Consider the following 245-nt stretch of genomic DNA (forward strand, 5'->3'; position numbering starts at 1 on the left):
ACCAGGGCCTCAAATATAGCCAGTGATTTTTCGTAATATTCCAGGGCCTTCGCGCCGTTACCCTGGCTTTTGTGATAGTCTCCCAGCTTGTTACAGCTTACAGACAGACCCTGCCTGTAATCCACACTGTCAGGGTCCAGCTCTACCAGGGCCTCATCAATAGCCAGAGATTTTTCGTAATATTCCAGGGCCTTCGCGCCGTTACCCTGGCTTTTGTGATAATCTCCCAGTTTGTTATAGCTTAC

At 49.0% G+C, this 245-nt stretch carries 1 protein-coding gene; it reads right to left on the reverse strand.

The genetic code is table 11. The annotated features are described in order from the left end of the window. On the reverse strand, positions 1-245 hold a 245-nt coding region (locus tag Ga0451573_RS19480; RefSeq protein WP_231685861.1), incomplete at both ends, for a tetratricopeptide repeat protein.

The organism is Phosphitispora fastidiosa (genome assembly GCF_019008365.1).
GTDB classification, from domain to species: domain Bacteria; phylum Bacillota; class Thermincolia; order Thermincolales; family UBA2595; genus Phosphitispora; species Phosphitispora fastidiosa.